Annotated in this window: 17 protein-coding genes; 6 read left to right on the top strand and 11 right to left on the bottom strand. The window is 59.5% G+C overall.

The window, feature by feature from the left end:
• Nucleotides 1-188: 188 nt before the first annotated feature.
• Nucleotides 189-1,148: a beta-ketoacyl-ACP synthase III gene (locus tag A7P95_RS06185; RefSeq protein WP_067592726.1), complete on the bottom strand. Its 960-nt coding sequence runs from the start codon at nt 1,146-1,148 to the stop codon at nt 189-191.
• 207 nt (nt 1,149-1,355) lie between these two features.
• Between A7P95_RS06185 and cysK the strand changes: the two genes are divergently transcribed.
• Both cysK and A7P95_RS06170 read left to right on the top strand, forming a co-directional pair.
• On the top strand, nt 1,356-2,291 hold the full coding sequence (gene cysK / locus A7P95_RS06175; protein WP_067592720.1) for a cysteine synthase A: 936 nt from the start codon (nt 1,356-1,358) through the stop codon (nt 2,289-2,291).
• 157 nt (nt 2,292-2,448) lie between these two features.
• Nucleotides 2,449-2,913 carry a prokaryotic membrane lipolipid attachment site family protein gene (locus A7P95_RS06170; RefSeq protein ID WP_067592717.1) on the top strand — a complete coding sequence of 155 codons (465 nt, stop codon included), beginning with the start codon at nt 2,449-2,451 and terminating at the stop codon, nt 2,911-2,913.
• Between the two features lie 234 nt (nt 2,914-3,147).
• On the opposite strand, the gene A7P95_RS06165 is transcribed toward A7P95_RS06170, so the two are convergent.
• From A7P95_RS06165 to panB, 3 genes are all read right to left on the bottom strand, one after another.
• Complete coding sequence (locus A7P95_RS06165; protein ID WP_245636583.1) at nt 3,148-3,669, bottom strand: hypothetical protein; 522 nt, start codon at nt 3,667-3,669, stop codon at nt 3,148-3,150.
• Nucleotides 3,670-4,157: 488 nt separating this feature from the next.
• Nucleotides 4,158-4,952, bottom strand: coding sequence for a DeoR/GlpR family DNA-binding transcription regulator (locus A7P95_RS06160; RefSeq protein WP_067592714.1), 795 nt, complete (start codon nt 4,950-4,952; stop codon nt 4,158-4,160).
• Nucleotides 4,953-5,101: 149 nt separating this feature from the next.
• On the bottom strand, nt 5,102-5,896 hold the full coding sequence (panB, locus tag A7P95_RS06155) for a 3-methyl-2-oxobutanoate hydroxymethyltransferase (protein WP_067592711.1): 795 nt from the start codon (nt 5,894-5,896) through the stop codon (nt 5,102-5,104).
• 174 nt (nt 5,897-6,070) lie between these two features.
• On the opposite strand from panB, the gene A7P95_RS06150 reads away from it, so the two are divergent.
• On the top strand, nt 6,071-6,763 hold the full coding sequence (locus A7P95_RS06150) for an SIMPL domain-containing protein (protein WP_067592708.1): 693 nt from the start codon (nt 6,071-6,073) through the stop codon (nt 6,761-6,763).
• Nucleotides 6,764-6,917: 154 nt separating this feature from the next.
• Here A7P95_RS06150 and efp read toward each other — a convergent pair whose 3' ends face one another.
• The 3 genes from efp to frr all read right to left on the bottom strand — a co-directional run bounded on the left by efp (nt 6,918) and on the right by frr (nt 9,018).
• Nucleotides 6,918-7,478, bottom strand: coding sequence for an elongation factor P (gene efp, locus A7P95_RS06145; RefSeq protein ID WP_067592705.1), 561 nt, complete (start codon nt 7,476-7,478; stop codon nt 6,918-6,920).
• A 332-nt stretch (nt 7,479-7,810) separates the two neighbouring features.
• A complete protein-coding gene (locus tag A7P95_RS06140; protein ID WP_067592702.1) occupies nt 7,811-8,335 on the bottom strand; it encodes a CNP1-like family protein in 525 nt (174 codons plus the stop codon).
• 125 nt (nt 8,336-8,460) lie between these two features.
• A complete protein-coding gene (gene frr / locus A7P95_RS06135) occupies nt 8,461-9,018 on the bottom strand; it encodes a ribosome recycling factor (RefSeq protein ID WP_067592700.1) in 558 nt (185 codons plus the stop codon).
• Between the two features lie 398 nt (nt 9,019-9,416).
• Between frr and A7P95_RS06130 the strand changes: the two genes are divergently transcribed.
• The 3 genes from A7P95_RS06130 (at nt 9,417) to A7P95_RS06120 (ending at nt 11,494) form a co-directional block, all read left to right on the top strand.
• Complete coding sequence (locus A7P95_RS06130) at nt 9,417-9,719, top strand: RICIN domain-containing protein (RefSeq protein WP_067592698.1); 303 nt, start codon at nt 9,417-9,419, stop codon at nt 9,717-9,719.
• A gap of 242 nt (nt 9,720-9,961) precedes the next feature.
• Nucleotides 9,962-10,753, top strand: a complete 792-nt coding sequence (gene rsmA, locus A7P95_RS06125) for a 16S rRNA (adenine(1518)-N(6)/adenine(1519)-N(6))-dimethyltransferase RsmA (RefSeq protein ID WP_067592695.1) — start codon at nt 9,962-9,964, stop codon at nt 10,751-10,753.
• A 12-nt stretch (nt 10,754-10,765) separates the two neighbouring features.
• On the top strand, nt 10,766-11,494 hold the full coding sequence (locus A7P95_RS06120; protein ID WP_067592692.1) for an amino acid ABC transporter ATP-binding protein: 729 nt from the start codon (nt 10,766-10,768) through the stop codon (nt 11,492-11,494).
• A 108-nt stretch (nt 11,495-11,602) separates the two neighbouring features.
• On the opposite strand, the gene A7P95_RS06115 is transcribed toward A7P95_RS06120, so the two are convergent.
• The 4 genes from A7P95_RS06115 to A7P95_RS06100 form a co-directional block, all read right to left on the bottom strand.
• Nucleotides 11,603-11,878, bottom strand: a complete 276-nt coding sequence (locus A7P95_RS06115) for a helix-turn-helix domain-containing protein (protein WP_067592689.1) — start codon at nt 11,876-11,878, stop codon at nt 11,603-11,605.
• Between the two features lie 90 nt (nt 11,879-11,968).
• Nucleotides 11,969-13,354, bottom strand: coding sequence for an FAD-binding oxidoreductase (locus A7P95_RS06110; RefSeq protein ID WP_067592686.1), 1,386 nt, complete (start codon nt 13,352-13,354; stop codon nt 11,969-11,971).
• Between the two features lie 104 nt (nt 13,355-13,458).
• Nucleotides 13,459-14,871, bottom strand: a complete 1,413-nt coding sequence (thrC, locus tag A7P95_RS06105; protein WP_067592683.1) for a threonine synthase — start codon at nt 14,869-14,871, stop codon at nt 13,459-13,461.
• 164 nt (nt 14,872-15,035) lie between these two features.
• Nucleotides 15,036-15,785, bottom strand: coding sequence for a Nif3-like dinuclear metal center hexameric protein (locus A7P95_RS06100; protein ID WP_067592679.1), 750 nt, complete (start codon nt 15,783-15,785; stop codon nt 15,036-15,038).
• Nucleotides 15,786-15,787: the final 2 nt, after the last annotated feature.

Raw genomic sequence — 15,787 nt, 5'->3', positions numbered from 1 at the left:
GTGGGAAGTTGGTAAGACATGAAAAAAGCTCCTTTGAGTTAGCTTGATCAAAGAGAGCTAGTCCAGCCTTATGATGTGAATAATGCCTGTCTGGCAAAGATACCGTCAGGACTAGCCCCCGACGGCGGAAAATATATAAGGCTACCTGAAAACATTTTTTAGGTAGCCTCTTTGCCATCCGGCAATCTTTAGTATTTCACCAGCACCGCACCCCAGGCGAAGCCGCCGCCGATGCCTTCCAAGAGCAGGGTGTGCCCGCGCTTAATGCTGCCGCTGCGCACGCCGCTGTCGAGTGCCAGCGGGATGGAGGCGGCGGAGGTGTTGCCGTGTTCCTGCACGGTGAGCACCACTTTGTCCATGCTCAGTTTGAGGTGTTTGGCGGTGCTTTCGAGGATGCGGTAGTTGGCCTGGTGCGGCACGAGCCAGTCGATTTGCTCGGGCGTCATGCCGGCTTCGGCAATCACTTCTTCGGCCACTTTGGCCAGGGCTTTCACAGCGAATTTAAACACGCCGGGGCCGTCCATCTGCAAAAAGGGTACGCCGGTTATTTCACCGTTGGCAATCTGCCCGGGGGTTTGCAAGAGGTGGCGGTAGTTGCCGTCGGCTTGCAGCTTGCTGTGCAGGATGCCGGGCTCTTCCGATGCGCCGAGCACCACGGCACCGGCCCCGTCGCCGAACAACACGCAGGTGCTGCGGTCGGTCCAATCCATGATGCGGCTAAACACGTCGGCGCCGATCACCAAAGCTTTTTTGGCCAGCCCGCTTTTAATGTAGGCATTGGCGGTGGTGATGGCATACATGAAGCCGGCGCATACGGCCTGCACATCAAAAGCGGGGCAGCCTGCGATGCCGAGTTTTTTCTGCACGATAGTGGCGGTGGCGGGGAAGAGCATATCGGGCGTGGAGGTGGCCACGATAATCAGGTCGATTTCGGCGGCTTCCACGCCGGCGGCTTCCAGCGCACGGCGGGCGGCAGTAGCGGCTAAATCGCTGCATTTTTCATCGTCAGCGGCGATGTGGCGGTTTTTGATGCCGGTGCGGGTGGTGATCCACTCGTCGGAGGTGTCTACTATTTTAGCGAGGTCGTCGTTACTGAGGGTTTTGGCCGGCAGGTAGCTGCCGGTGCCGAGGATTTTGGCGTAGGTCATGATGTGTTCTTCAATCGTGCGGCGGATTTAACAAAGCCGCGTATTTTAAAGGTTTCTGCCGTTTTTGTCTCTGATTTATCCAACTTTAGCGTTTGCCGTATATGCCTTTTCAGCATAAAGATACAAACACAAATTATTTGTTTGCCGCCCTTTTTGGCCTTATCATGCGCCCATCTTTCATTACCCATTGTGCACAGGAGCACCGCCATGAATATCGCCAACAGCATCGTCGATTTAATCGGCAACACCCCGCTGGTTAAGCTCAACCGCCTCACCGAAGGCCTGAACGCCCAAGTGGCCGTGAAGCTCGAATACTTCAACCCCGGCAGCAGCGTGAAAGACCGCATTGCCATCGCCATGATCCGCACCGCCGAAGAAGCCGGCCAAATCAAGCCGGGCACCACCATCGTGGAAGCCACCAGCGGCAACACCGGCATCGGCTTGGCCATGGTGTGCGCCGCCCTGGGCTACAAGCTCATCATCACCATGCCCGAAACCATGAGCAAAGAGCGCAAAATGCTGCTGCGCGCCTACGGTGCCGAGCTCATCCTCACCCCCGGCGCAGAAGGCATGAGCGGCGCCATCGCCCGCGCCCAAGCGCTGGTGGATTCCGACCCCGCCCGCTATTTTATGCCGCGCCAGTTCGACAACCCCGCCAACCCCGAAATCCACCGCCGCACCACCGCCAAAGAAATCTGGCGCGACACCGACGGCCAAATCGACATTTTCGTATCCGGCGTGGGCACCGGCGGCACGCTCACCGGCGTGGCCGAAGTGCTGAAACAGAAAAAACCCACCGTGCAAGCCTATGCCGTTGAGCCCGAAGCCTCGCCCGTATTGAGCGGCGGCGAAAAAGGCCCGCACCCCATCCAAGGCATCGGCGCCGGCTTCGTGCCCAACACCCTGAACACCGGCATCTACGACGGCATCATCCAAGCCCCGAACCAAGCCGCCTTCGACACCGCCCGCGATACCGCCGCCAAAGAAGGCCTGCTGGTGGGCATTTCATCCGGCGCCGCCATCTGGGCCGCCCTGCAACTGGCGAAAAAACCGGAAAACCAAGGCAAACTGATTGTGGTCGTCGTGCCCTCCTACGGCGAGCGTTATCTCTCCACCCCCCTGTTTGAAGACTTGGCTTCCTAAGCCCAAGCCGCAAAAAAGCCGCAGCAATGCGGCTTTTTCTTTCGCCAGATGTTGCACTTCCGGCGCGAATTCTCCCGAAAACTTGCCCCGCCGCCCGATTTTCCCTAATATTGCCGCATTGCAAAGAATCTTTAACCATCCAGCCCGAAGCATAATTATGAAAAAATATCTCCCCATTCTGCTGCTTGCCGGCCTGCTCGGCGGCTGCAACCTGCTCTCCTCGCCCTCCGGCTCGCAGCCCCGCACCCAATCCGGCTCCCGCCAATACGCCCTCGCCTCCAGCCACTGGGGCGACGTGGCCAAAATCCGCAACGAAGCCACCCGCCTTGGCTACGAAGTCAACCGCGGCCGCATGACCAAAACCCAAGCCGCCCAGCAGCTCAACCGTTTCCGCATCAACCTTGTCGGCCGCAACAGCGTAGACGACAGCATGTATGAAATCTACCTGCGCTCCGCCGTGCAAAGCCAGCAAGGCCGCATCACGCCCGACCAATCCAAAATCTTCGTGCGCAACGCCCTGCAAGGCTGGCAGCAGCGCTGGCCAAACATGCAAAACCGCCCGGCCAACCCCGCCTTCACCAACTTCCTGATGGAAGTGATGAATATGCAGCCGCTGAAATAACAAACAGCCAGAGAGTAAAGAAGGCTACCTGAAATTTTTCAGGTAGCCTTTTCGTTTTCTAACCCCGCTAGCGGCAAAGCAGTTTGCAAACTTTGCCGGCAAAGAAAACAGATTGCCATGCCGGAGCAACATCAACGTTTCATCGCCGCACAGCAAAAGGCTACCTGAAAATCCCGTGCACCCGCGCACAACACATTTTCAGGTAGCCTTTCCACATTCCGGCACATCAAACCATCACAACGGCTTCTTCTTCCCATAGCGCCGATACAGCATCCAGCCATAGCCCACCGCCACCGGCAGCGCCGCCAGCAGCAGCTTAAACGTCCAGCCCGCATACCACGGCAGCGCCTCCGCCGCCGCAGCCGCATCCTGTTGCAGCAAGCCCACCGGCAGCGACTGCGCCCCGCGCGCATCAAAATAAGGCCACCAGCAAGCCGCCAGCAGGCCGAGCAGGCAAGGCCACAGCCACGCCGCCCGGTTGCGCTGCCACAGCAGAAACGCCGGCAGCAGCACAATCAACGTGAGCGCCGCCACCAGCAGCGCCGTTTGCCCCAGCGCGCCGAAATACGATGCCGCCGCATAAGTCAGCACCACAAACACGGCGGCCAGCACCGCCACCATCACTTCTTCCGGCCTTTTCAGCATCGACATGGTGTGTTCTCCGTAAATCAAATCGAATCGCGCAAAATATACTGCAAAGCCGCGCCCGCCGCCAGTTTTCGCCGCATAACGCACGGCATCGGCAACAGTCAGCACGATGTTTTCAGGTAGCCCCACCGGCTTGGCGAGAGGCTACCTGAAAAATAAAATCCCGCTTAGGCAATAAGTTGCCCTCTATACGAACCATCCTTCCGGCTTAAAGGCTACCTGAATCCTCACTATCTTTTTCAGGTAGCCTGTTTCATCCACAAACTCCCCCCAACGGAACATTCACCACAAACTTGAGTGCTGTGCCTCCCCTGCTGGCGCAGCCGAACGGAGCGCGGTTTTTCGGGGAACAAGGGCTTGCATGTTTGAAGCGGCGAAGCCACAAGTTGCGAGCCCGCCCGAAAAACCGTGCGGAGTGAGGGAAGTTTGGCAAAGCCAAACCTGTGCCCGCAGTCGCCTTTCTTTGCTTCCTTTCTTTGGCGAAGCAAAGAAAGGAAGTGCCCGCGCCGGCATAAGGCGCAAAGGTTGATAGGAGCAAAATGGAAAGGCTACCTGAAAACCGGGCAAAGCCAAGCAAACCGAAACAGCTCTCCACCCTACTCCGTGCCCTGCCCTTTCTCCTCCTGCGCCGCCAAATACCAGCGCACGCCTGCGTCGTCCAGCTTTTTGCACAAGCCGGCGTTGGGCGGCTCGTCGGTGAAGAGGGCGTGAAACTCGGTCACGTCGCCCATGCGCACCAGGGCGTTGCGGCCGAATTTGCTGTGGTCCACGGCCAGGTAGCAGTGGCGCGCGTTGGCCATCATGGCCTGCATCACACTCACTTCTTTGTAGTCGAAATCGAGCAGCGAGCCGTCGGCTTCGATGCCAGAGGCGCCGAGGATGGCGTAATCCACCTTGAATTGGTTGATAAAATCGATGGTGGCCACGCCGGTGATGCCGCCGTCCACGGGGCGCACCACGCCGGAAGTAATCATCACGGTGTAATCCGGCCGGCCGGACACGATGGAGGCCACGTGGATGTTGTTGGTGATGATGCAGAGGTTTTTGTGGCTTTTCACCAGCGCCAGCGCCACGGCTTCGATGGTGGTGCCGATGCTCATAAACAGGGAAACGTTATCGGGAATGTGCTGGGCGATGAGGTCGGCGATGTGGGCTTTTTCGCTTTGCAGCTTGTTTTTGCGCGTGCCGTAGTCTTCGTTTTGCACGCTGCTGCCGAGCGCGGCGCCGCCGTGGTAGCGGCGCAGGATGTTGTGTTCGCACAAGATGTTGATGTCGCGGCGCACGGTTTGCGGGGTAACGTTGAGGCTGCGCGCCAGCTCTTCCACCGACATGAAGCCGTTGTCGCGCACAAGCCGGGCGATTTTCTGTCGGCGTGGGGTACGGTGCGGCATGGTTTTCTCTATCTGTTTTGTTTGTATGGAATTTTTTGGCTGAAATTTTTCAGGTAGCCTTTTGCTGCAACGGCGGAGGCTACCTGAAAACTGCTGTTAGCCGGGCTGCTTGTCCGCTTCGTTTTCAGGTAGCCTGATGATGCAAAGGCTCAAGCGGCAAACGTATGCTCCGGCGCGGGATAGGTTTTCTCCTTCACTTCGCGCACATAAGCCTCCACCGCCGCCTGAATGCTGCCCTGCCCCTGCATAAAGTTTTTCACAAACTTGGCCGGCTTGCCGGGGAACACGCCGAGCATATCGTGCATCACCAGCACCTGCCCGTCGCAATCCACGCCCGCGCCGATGCCAATGGTGGGGCAGGCAAGCGTTTCGGTAATTTGTTTGCCCAAGGCGGCGGGCACACATTCCATCAGCACCACCGCCGCGCCGGCCTGCTCGTGCGACAGGGCATCGTTGAGCAGCGCCTGCGACGCCACGTCGCCCTTGCCCTGCACCTTATAGCCGCCGAGCGCGTGCACCGACTGCGGCGTGAGCCCGATGTGCGCGCACACCGGAATGCCGCGCAGCTGCAAAAATTCGGTGGTTTCCGCCATCCACACGCCGCCTTCCAGCTTCACCATATGCGCGCCCGCCGCCATCAATTTGGCCGCCGCGGCAAAAGCCTGCTCCTTGCTCTGCTGATACGCGCCAAACGGCAAATCGCTCACAATCAGCGCATTGCTGCTGCCGCGCGCCACTGCCGCCGTGTGGTAGCACATATCCGCCAGGCTCACCGGCAGCGTGGATTTCTGCCCCTGCACCGTCATGCCCAGCGAATCGCCCACCAAAAGCATATCCACGCCCGCCGCATCCATCAGCGCGGCAAAGCTGGCTTCATAGCAGGTGAGCATGGCGATTTTCTCGCCCGCGCGCTTCATTTCGCGCAGAGTGTTCACAGTAATCACAATCTTTCCTTTCTTAATCCGTAACGGCGCAAGAGGCTACCTGAAAACCCGCTATCAGGCAAACCCGAAAGGCTACCTGAAAGCGCAAACCCATCCCGCCCCGCGCTTAAAACAACTTAACCCGCCCCCTGCCTATAATCCCGCCGTTTCCACCCATTCAAAGGACAAACGTCTATGAAAAAAACCGCCCTGCTGCTGCCCACCCTCCTGGCCGGCCTCAGCCTTGCCCCCGCCATCGCCGAGCCGCTGAACTACCAGCTGCTCAAATTCAGCGAAACCGCCAGCCGCACCGTGCCCAACAACTGGATGACCCTGCGCCTGAAAGTGTCCTCCAGCCATGCCGACCCCGCACGCGCCACCGCCGAAACCACGCGCCGCTTCAACATCCTGCAAAACCGCGCCCGCCGCATTTCCGGCACCGAAGCCGAGCTGGAAAACCGCTATGCCTACCCCAGCCAGCCGGGCGGCCGCAACAGCGCCCGCGTGTGGGAAGACAGCGCCGTGCTGCGCGTGTCCGGCAGCGATTTCCAAGCCTTGGGCAAACTGATTGCCGAAAGCAGCGGGGAAGCCACCATCGACGGCATCGGCTTCTCGCTCAAGCCCGAAAGCCGCCGCCAAATCGAAGAAAACCTCGCCATCGAAGCCCTGCAAAACTTCCGCAAACGCGCCGACGTGCTCAGCCGCAGCATGGGCGGCAGCGGCTACCGTGTGGTGGAAGTGTCCCTCCAGCAAAACGAGCCCACCCTCGCCGCCCCGATGATGGCGCGCGCCATGTCCTACGAAAAAGCCGGCTCGCCCGAGCCCGTGTTCAACAGCCCCGGCAACAGCATCGTGCAGCAAACCGTAAACGGCACGATTCAGTATTAAGCCGGCATTGAGGCTACCTGAAAACGAGCTTCGCGAGTTTCTGCGCAGCTAAAATTTCAGGTAGCCTCAAACCGCTTTTCCCCCGCCCAACGCCATACTCAAGAAAAAGGCTACCTGAAATTTCAGGTAGCCTTTTCAGTTTGGCGGCAATCCATTAAGCGCGTTTGCGGAACTCGCCGGTGCGGGTGTCGATTTCCACTTTGTCGCCGTTTTCGATGTAGGCCATCACTTGGATTTCGGTGCCGCCCACGAGGCGCGCCGGTTTCATCACTTTGCCGGAAGTGTCGCCCTTCACAGCGGGCTCGGTGTATTCCACTTCGCGCACGATGATGGTGGGCAGCTCCACGGAAATCGGGTTGCCGTCGTAGAAGGTGACTTCGCACACGTCTTCCATGCCATCAACGATAAACTTCAGGTTGTCGCCGATGTTTTCGCCTTCCACTTCGTATTGGTTGAACTCTTCGTCCATAAACACATACATCGGGTCGGCAAAATAGCTGTAGGTGCATTGTTTGCGGTCGAGCTGGATCACGTCGAATTTATCGTCGGCTTTCACGATGGTTTCGCTGTTTGCGCCGGTGAGCAGGTTTTTCAGCTTCATGCTCACTTTGGCAGAGGAGCGGCCGCCTTTGATGTATTCGGTTTTCTGCACCACCATCGGCTCGCTGCCCACCATAAATACGTTGCCGGCGCGCAATTCTTGTGCGGTTTTCATAATCTTAATCTCTTTCAATCAAACGGGAAAAATCGGAAACGCGGCATTTTAGCGCAAACCGCCTGTGCTGTCCAAACGGAGGCTGAGGCCTTGGCAAAATTCTTCATTTCGTAGCGGCGGATTGCATATCCGCCGTTTGCCTGATTTTATGAATAGATATGAATCAATTATTTGCTAATTGAGGGTGGATATAAAATCCACCCCTACAACTGGGTGAACATTTTGCGAAAGTTTCATGGCTACCTGAAAAATATGACTGCCCCAAATAAACCGGCAGCCCGCATTATCAGGCTGCCGGTGTGCAGAAATACTGCCTGCGGGAAACAAGGCGCTCAATGCAGGCCGCCCAGGCGGCGGATGCGCTGATCCAGCTCCTGCTCGTTCAGCGGGCGGCCGTCGTTGCAGAAGATGGCCATCAGGCGGCCGCGCACCGGATCGTTGGCGTTCACATAGCTGTCGAACTGGCGCCAGCCGGTGTTGCGCGGGGCAATCCAGCGGCGGTTGGTGTTGTCGCCGAAGGCGAAGGTTTTCAGGTGCCGGTCGCCGCAGCGCATGCCTTCGTAGGTCATATTGGCCTGCCCGCCGGGCACGGCCACGGCCAGCACGTAGCGCAGGCTGCGGTCGGCGGCCATCTGCACGGGCAGTTGCAACGATACTTTGTTGCGGTAGGTGGGATTGATATACAAATCAAACCATTCGCCGCTTTGCAGGCTGGGGTAGGCGGGCAACTCCACCGCTGCTTCTTCCCACGGCTTTTCGTCTTCAAACTGATAGCCGTAGCGCTCGGCAAAGGGCACATATTCTGCCGAGGCGGCGGCACAAGCCGCCAGCAGCGCGGCAGAGAGGATTTTCTTCATGCATACTCCTTGGGTTTGGCGGGCAGCCTAGCTTTTTAGCTTCGCAGAAACTCAGCTTCCTTCGGAAACATCGTTTCAACTGCGTTGAAGCTTGCGCTTTCAGGTAGCCTTTTGCCACCAAGCGATTACACTACCATCAAATCTTCTTCTTTGTGTGCCAGCAGTTTATCTACTTCGGCGATGTATTTGTCGGTGAGCTTCTGAATCTGCTCTTCGCCGCGGCGGGCGTCGTCTTCCGGCACTTCTTTGTCTTTCAGCAGTTTTTTGATGTGATCGTTGGCATCGCGGCGCACGTTGCGGATGGAAACGCGGCCGTCTTCGGCTTCGCCGCGCACCACTTTGATCAGGTCTTTGCGGCGCTCTTCGGTGAGCATCGGCATCGGCACGCGGATGAGGTCGCCCATAGAGGCGGGGTTCAGGCCGAGGTTGGAATCGCGGATGGCTTTTTCCACGGCGGCGGCCATATTGCTTTCATAGGGCTTCACGCTGATGGTGCGCGCGTCGAGCAGGGTAACGTTGGCCACCTGGCTCACGGGCACCATGCTGCCGTAGTATTCCACTTCCACCTGGTCGAGCAGGCCGGTGTGGGCGCGGCCGGTGCGCACTTTGGCCAGGTTTTCGCGCAACACTTCAAGCGAGCGCTGCATCTTGGTTTCGGCTGAGGATTGGATGTCTTTGATCATAAGATTTCCTTTGGATTTGAAATTTTTCAGGTAGCCTTTTCGGCCATAGGGCAATCGTTTAACGGGCGGGATACTACCTTGCTTTGCCCGCTGCGGCAAGGTTTTCCGGCTGGCGGGCGCACCGCTTTCCCCACCGCGGGCGCAACACCAACCGCACGCCGCCAAGCAACCGTTCCCCCACCCAGCAATCTTTGGTAAATTAGCGCCGCATTCTACCACCCGCCGGAGCCGTCCATGCGCCGCCTCATCCTCCTCGCCTGCCTCGCTCTCACCGCCTGCCCCTTCCCCCTGCCCTACTGCCCGGTGCGCAAAAAAACTATGCCCGCGCCCCGCAGGATGCCGCCTTCTCCCGCCAAAAACAATCCGCGCCCAAAGAGCCCGAAGGCAGCCTCCTGCGTATGCAAAACCAATGCCTCGCCGTGCAAAACGGCCTGCTCGTGCGCCAGCCCTGCCGCAATACGCCCAACCAATATTTCGAGCGCAACCTCCGCGAGCGCACCATCCGCCAAAGCGGCCAATGCCTCACCCAAAGCGGCAGCCGCATCACCCTCACCCCCTGCCACGGCCAAGCCGAGCAGCAATGGTATGGCGACGACCACCGCCTGTGCAGCGCCAGCGCCAACGCACAATGCTGGGATGCCGCCGAGCCCACCATCCGCCTACAAACCCGCAGCGACACACCCAGCCAAGAAGTGCATTAATCATGCCCAAAATTTTTCAGGTAGCCTCAAGCCGCACGCCGAAGGCTACCTAAAAGCGTAAGCTTCAACGCAGTTGAAACGATGTTTCCGAAGGAAGCTGAGTTTCTGCGAAGCTAAAAACCATCCGCCACAGCAAATTCATTCCCAGCACCACCCCGCCTGCCGCCAAGCCCTCTTCCCAGCCTGCCCCCCGAATCTGATACAATCAGCCCCTTTCCCACCGCCGAGCCGCGCCGCCCATCATGAGCCAACACACCGCCCGCAAACGCTTCGGGCAAAACTTTCTGCAAGATTCCCGCATCATCGCCGACATCGTGCAGGCCGTGCGCCCGCAGCCGGGCGACACCGTGGTGGAAATCGGCCCCGGCCTCGGCGCCCTCACCGAGCCCCTGGCCGCCAAGCTCAATCGCCTGCACGTGTGCGAAATTGACCGCGACATCATCGGCTACCTGAAAACCCAGCCCTATGCCGCCAAGCTCATCATCCACGAAGGCGACGTATTGCAGTTCGACTTCGCCGGAGTGCCCGGGCGCAAAAAAATCGTCGGCAACCTGCCCTACAACATCTCCACCCCGCTCCTGTTCCACCTCAGCCGCTATGCCGGCGAGGTGGAAGACATGCACTTCATGCTACAAAAAGAAGTGGTGGAACGCATGGTGGCCGCGCCCGGCAGCAACGATTTCGGCCGCCTCAGCGTGATGCTGCAATACTTTTTCGATATGGAAAAACTGCTCGACGTGCCGCCGGAAAGCTTCCAGCCCGCGCCCAAAGTGGATTCCGCCGTGGTGCGGCTCATTCCCGTGGCACACCGCATCGGGCAGGCGCAGGATTTCGCCCAATTTGCCGCCCTGGTGAAACAAGCCTTCCACCAACGCCGCAAAACCATCCGCAACAACCTCAAAGGCCTGGCAAACGACGAAGACTTGCAGGCCGCCGGCATCAGCCCGCAGGATCGCGCCGAGCACATCGCGCCGGAAAAATACGTGGCCTTGGCCAACCTTTTGGCCGCCAAGCCGCAAACCGATAACACATAACAGGAAACCGCCATGATCAAATTCAACAACGTAAACAAATGGTTTAAAGAGCTGCACGTGCTCAGCGACATCAATCTGGAAGTGAAAAAAGGCGAAGTGGTGGTGGTGTGCGGCCCTTCCGGCAGCGGCAAATCCACCCTCATCCGCACCGTAAACCAGCTCGAGCAAATCCAAAGCGGCGAAATCTGGGTGGACGGCGTAAACGTGGCCGACCCCGCCACCGACCTAAACAAAATCCGCGCCGAAGTGGGCTTTGTGTTTCAGCATTTCAACCTCTATCCGCACTTGAGCGTGCTGGAAAACATCGTGCTCTCGCCGATGAAAGTGAAAAAGCAGAGCCGTGCGCAGGCCGAAGAAAAAGCGCTGCAACTTTTGGAGCGCGTGGGCCTGGCGCACAAAAAAGACGCTATGCCCGGCGAGCTTTCCGGCGGCCAGCAGCAGCGCGTGGCAATTGCGCGCGGGCTGGCGATGGAACCGCAGGTGATGCTGTTTGACGAGCCCACTTCCGCGCTCGACCCGGAAATGGTGGGCGAGGTGCTCAAGGTGATGAAAGACTTGGCCGAAAGCGGCATGACCATGATGTGCGTTACCCACGAAATGGGCTTTGCGCGCGAGGTGTCCGACCGGATTATCTTTGTGGACCAAGGCAAAATCGTGGAAGTGGACACGCCGGAAGCGTTCTTCACCAACCCGAGCAGCGAGCGGGCGAAACAGTTTTTGAACCAGGTGATGAAGGCCTGATTGATTTGAAAAAAGAAAAGGCTACCTGAAAATTTTAGCTGCGCAGAAACTCGCGAAGCTCGTTTTCAGGTAGCCTTTTTTTATATGCGGCAAAGTAAATGCGCCGCCTCAAGCCCAGGGCTCTTGCAGCACTTGGGCTTCGTAATCCGCCGGCTCTTCGGCTTCGGGCACGGCGGCGAAGCCTGATTCGGTTTGGCGGTACACGCCGGCGCGGTAGGGGAAGCGCTCGATGATTTCGGCAATGGTGACATCAAGCTCGGCTTGGGTTTCCCACACTTGGCCGCAGTCGTCGCACATAAACAACGCGCCGTCTTCGGGCGGCAATTGCGTTACCCAGCCGGTGCAGTGCGGCAGGGGGCAGCGGATTTTGAAATCGGGGTTCATGGCTTGGTTTCCTTGTGTTTGAAATGGTGGACTGCTTTTTCAGGTAGCCCAATTTAAGTGGTCATGCGGATTTTTGGTGAAATTATTTTTTCAGGTAGCCTCGGGCGGGAAGAGCTTGCCGGGGTTGAACAGGCTGTGCGGGTCGAGCTTGGCTTTGATGGCGCGCATCAGCTCGATTTCCACGGGGCTGCGCACGCTGGGCAGCCAGTGATTTTTCACTTGGCCGATGCCGTGCTCGGCGGCGATGGTGCCTTGGCAGGCGAGCGTGTGCTCATACACGATGCGGTTGACGCCGTCTTCGTATTGGTAGGCTTGGTTGCTGCGGATGTGCGGCAGGAAGGTGTTGAAGTGCAGGCTGCCGTCGCCGAGGTGGCCGAACACGACGATTTCGATGCCGGCGTAGGCTTTCCGGAGCGCGGCGGAGGCGCCTTCCACCAGCTCGGCCACGCGCGCGATGGGCACGGCGATGTCGTGCTTGATGCTGGCGCCCAGGGCTTTTTGTGCGGCGGAAATGTCTTCGCGCAGCCGCCACAGTTCGGCGCGCTCGCCCTCCGACTGCGCCAGCACGGCGTTTTCCCGGCCGGCTGCAAACAGGAATTCGGCCAAATCGTCGGCCAGATGGGGCTGCGGCAGGCTGTCGCTCAATTCGAGCAGGATGTGCCACGGGGCTTCGAGCGGCGGGGTGAGCTTGCTGTATCCGGCAGACAATTCCAATGCAAACCGGCTCACCAGCTCGAAGCTGCACAGGCGCTCGGCAAAGCGGCCTTGGATTTGGGTGAGCAGCTGCACGGCGTCTTGGATACTGTCTAAGCCGATCCAGGCGGTAACGGTGGTTTGCGGGCGGGCGAACAATTTGAGCGTGGCGGCGGTGATGATGCCGAGCGTGCCTTCGCTGCCGATGAAGAGCTGGCGCAGGTCGTAGCCGGTGGTGTTTTTGTGCAGCGGGGAGAGGTGGGAGAGCAGGCTGCCGTCGGGCAGCACCACTTCCAGCCCGAGCACCAGATCGCGCGTGGTGCCGTAGCGCACCACGTTCAGGCCGCCGGCGTTGCAGGCGATGTTGCCGCCGATTTGGCAGGAGCCTTCGCTGGCCAGGCTGAGCGGAAACAGCCGCCCGGCTTGGGCAGCGGCTTCTTGCACGTTTTGCAGAATCGCGCCGGCTTCCACGGTAATGGCGTTGTCGGCCAGGCTGAGGCTGCAGATGCGGTTGAGCCGCCCGAGGTTGAGCAGGATGCCGCCGTCGGGCACGGCCGCGCCGCACAGGCCGGTGTTGCCACCCTGCGGGGTGATGGGCACGCGCTGTTCGGCACACCAGCGCACCAGCCGCTGCACCTGCGCCACGCTCTCGGGCATCACCACGGCGGCGGCTCGGCCGGTGTAGCGGCCGCGGCGGTCGGCCAGCAGCGGCGCGGGGTCGGCCACGATTTCGCGATCGCTCAGAAAGGTGCGCAGGGAGGGCAGGATGTCGGCTGGGTTCATAAGTAAGAGGCTACCTGAAAAATATCTGCGAAGTATAGTGGATGAAATTTGCGATGGTCGAAATATTTTCAGGTAGCCTTATGCACACAGGCTACCTGAAAAAATCAACCCAAGGTTTGCACCATCAGCTCCCGCACCGCCTGCGCGCTGTTGGGCAGCACGGCCACGCGTTGCGGCAGGTTTTCCAGCCCGGCGAGCGCGGCGGGGCGCGGCACGTCCACATGATGCCCGGCGGCTTCGTCGATGATGTCGGCAAACTTGGCCGCCAACGCGGTTTCCAGGCAAACGATGGTTTCGCCCGCCTCGCGCAGCTCGCGCGCCACTTTCACGCCGTCGGCGGTGTGCGGGTCGAGCCATTCGCCGTCGCTTTCGTGCACGGCGCGGATGGTGGCGAGGCGGTCGGCGTGGTGGCTGGAGCCGGATACGAAGCCGAATTCTTCGCGGATACGCGGCAGCTCGGCGGATAAATCGAAACCTTCGCCATCTGCCACCCGCTGCCACAATGAGGCTACCTGAAAATGGTCGCGCCGCAATAAATCGAACACGAAACGCTCGAAATTAGAGGCTTTGGAAATGTCCATCGAAGGGCTGGAGGTAACGTAGGTGTGCGCGGCGCTGCGCGGGCGGTAGCGGCCGGTGCGGAAGAATTCGTCCAGCACGTCGTTTTCATTGGTGGCCACAATCAGGCGGCGGATGGGCAAGCCCATCATGCGGGCAATATGCCCGGCGCAGATGTTGCCGAAATTGCCGCTGGGCACGCAAAAGCTCACTTGCTCGCTGTTGCTGGCGGTGGCACGGAAATAGCCGGCGAAGTAGTACACGATTTGCGCAAGGATGCGCCCCCAGTTGATGGAGTTGACCGTGCCGATGCTGTATTGCTGCTTGAAGGCGGCATCATTTTGCAGCGCTTTCACGATGTCTTGGCAGTCGTCAAACATGCCTTCGATGGCGATGTTGTGGATGTTTTCGTCGGCCAGGCTATACATTTGGGCGCGCTGGAAGGCGCTCATTTTGCCGTGCGGCGAGAGCATGAACACATGGATGCCGGCCTTGCCGCGCAGGGCATATTCGGCAGCGGAGCCGGTGTCGCCGCTGGTGGCGCCGATGATGTTGAGCCGTTTGCCTTCGCGCGACAGCACGTATTCGAAGGCGTGGCCGAGAAACTGCATGGCCATGTCTTTGAAGGCCAGCGTGGGGCCGTTGGAGAGGGCTTGGATTTTGATGCCGTCGGCGAGGGTGCGCATGGGGGTGATGCTGCTTGTGCCAAACACGGCTTCGGTGTAGGTATTCTCCACCAGGCGGCGCAGGTCTTCGGCCGGAATGTCGCCCGCAAACAGGCTCATGATTTCAAATGCCAATTCGGAGTAGCTCAGGCTGCGCCAGCGTTGCAGCGTGTCGGCGTCGATTTGCGGATAGCGCTCGGGCAGCATCAGACCGCCGTCGGGCGCGAGGCCCATAAGCAGGACTTCGCTGAAGGATTTGGGGGCGGTTTGGCCGCGCGTGCTGATGTATTTCATGGGTTTATCCCGTTAGATGAGTGAGGGGCTAGGAAAACTAAAGGCTACCTGAAATTTCTAAGGCTACCTGAAAGCGTAAGCTTCAACGCAGTGGACGATGTTTGGGCGTAGCCCAAGCTGAGTTTCTGCGAAGCTAAAATGCCGCTTCGGCAAAGCCAAAACCATCAAGCCGGATTGTCTTCATCGAAAAACCGGCATTCCAGCGCGAATTCCTGCTGCAAACGCCCGGCCAGCGCCTGGATGCCGTAGCGTTCGGTGGCATGGTGGCCGGCGCTGATGAAAAGCGTGCCGTTTTCCTTGGCCAAGTGGTATTGCGCTTCGGAAATCTCGCCGGTAACGAAGGCATTGGCGCCGAGGTCAATGGCCTGCTGGAAAAAGCCCTGCGCGCCGCCGCTGCACCAAAACAGCCTGCGCACGGAGCGTTGCAAATCCCCGGCCGCCACGGGCTGCCTGCCGAGGGCGGCGGCCAGCTGCGCCACCAGCGCGGCGCCGTCGGTATCGGGCGGCGGGGCGCCGTACATCAGCAGGTTTTGTTCGCCGGTTTGGCCGTCAATGCGCCAGCCGAGGCGTTGGGCAAGCTGGGCGTTGTTGCCGACTTCGGGGTGGGCGTCGAGCGGCAGGTGGTAGCCGGCCAGGTTGATGTTGTGGCGGAGGAGGGCGGCGATGCGGCGGTGTTTCCAGCCGGTGATGGTAATCGGCTCGCTCTTCCAAAACAGGCCGTGGTGCACCAGGAGCATATCGGCTTCCTGTTGCACGGCATAGTCGATGGCGGCCAGGCTGGCGGTTACGGCGCACACGATTTTGCGCACGTTTTCGCGCCCTTCCACTTGCAGGCCGTTGGGGGCGTAATCCTGAAAAGCGGAAATTTGCAGGAATTGGTTGCACCAGCTGATGATGTCTTGGCGGTTCGGCATAG

Source organism: Eikenella longinqua, assembly GCF_001648355.1.
Lineage (GTDB): Bacteria > Pseudomonadota > Gammaproteobacteria > Burkholderiales > Neisseriaceae > Eikenella > Eikenella longinqua.
Note: the sequence above shows the minus strand (reverse complement) of the source record. Positions and strands in the feature narration are given on the sequence as shown.